This is a genomic window from Corynebacterium sp. NML180780, from assembly GCF_007786415.1.
In the GTDB taxonomy this organism is placed as follows: Bacteria; Actinomycetota; Actinomycetes; order Mycobacteriales; family Mycobacteriaceae; genus Corynebacterium; species Corynebacterium gottingense.
Genome location: NZ_VNKN01000030.1, coordinates 1 through 1,038, shown reverse-complemented (window position 1 = coordinate 1,038; position 1,038 = coordinate 1). Strand labels below are relative to the sequence as shown.

At 52.9% G+C, this 1,038-nt stretch carries 1 protein-coding gene; it reads left to right on the top strand.

Annotated elements, in window-relative coordinates:
• Positions 1 to 517: 517 nt before the first annotated feature.
• The gene (locus FPP74_RS12125) at positions 518 to 727 is read left to right on the top strand and encodes a helix-turn-helix domain-containing protein (protein WP_095276254.1); all 210 of its coding nucleotides are present in this window, start codon (positions 518 to 520) and stop codon (positions 725 to 727) included.
• Positions 728 to 1,038: the final 311 nt, after the last annotated feature.

The window sequence follows — 1,038 nt, the reverse complement described above, 5'->3', positions numbered from 1 at the left end:
CTCTTTCTGTGTTGAGTTGGCATGCAGGCTGGTTTAACAGCCAGTGCCAGTAGCACATCTCATGGCTGGAGTGGTGGACCTTCATGTTGCAAGCCAGGAATCCCGATTCGACGAGCACTTTCCCGCCCGTAGCCGGAGGTAAGACCGGGAATCTATAGCTCAAAAAGCACACATTTTGTCGCTTAACCCGGTACTGCGGTTGCCGTGGTACCTACGTGGTACCTCTGCGAGCCAGGGGGTTGTGTGGAGGAGTGGCAATCGCGGGTTAAGCGACAAAATGTGTGCTTTTCTCGGCGTCGTACACCCAGTCGGATCGCGCCTACACACCCGGCGCCTCGGCTGAGTAGTGAATGGTGAAGTCAGCAGTGAATGTCGCCAACTGGGCATGGTGATCTGCTGGGAGAGTTACAGTTGGCGTGCCGCTCCGATATCCGAGTGCGCTTTGCGGGACTAGGTAGACATGCCCCCGCGAGATAGGTAATGGTGCTCATCTCCTAGTCAAAGGAGTTGGATTTTCATGCCTAATTTATCTTCCGTGGGCTCTACGCACGACGAGCTGCGAGCGCTAACTAAGCAAGATATAGCCGATCGCCTCCAAATCAGCATTCGGTCTGTTGAGCGCCTTATCGAGCAAGGCGAACTGAAAACAGTACGCCCACCTAAGCGCGGTGTGCCCGTGCGCATTCCTGTGGGATCGCTTCGTGCTTACCTCTACGGGGCGGTGTAGTGCGGTGACAAATATCACACCTAGCGATGGTCTGTGGTTCGGGGGGGGGGGGCCTGTCTTTAAAACCCTTCCCCCGCCCAACGGGCCGTGCTTAAACTTTGTTTTCGCTTTTCTGCTTCAAAAAAAAAACAAACCTAAGTCGCATCTCATATCCATTCCTCTGGCTTCAATCAAGTTTTAATTCACTCTCCCATAACGACTTATTCCCGCTCTCCACTAGTCCGAACCCATCACTACATATTGATGATGATCACATCATGTTCCTTGTCTTTCAATGCTTGATACGCGTCGCATTCTCACCGTCTCGTCTT

Coding starts and splice junctions, on each gene's coding strand:
- FPP74_RS12125 (WP_095276254.1), top strand. CDS start 518: ATGCCTAATTTATCTTCCGTGGGCTCTACGCACGACGAGCTGCGAGCG.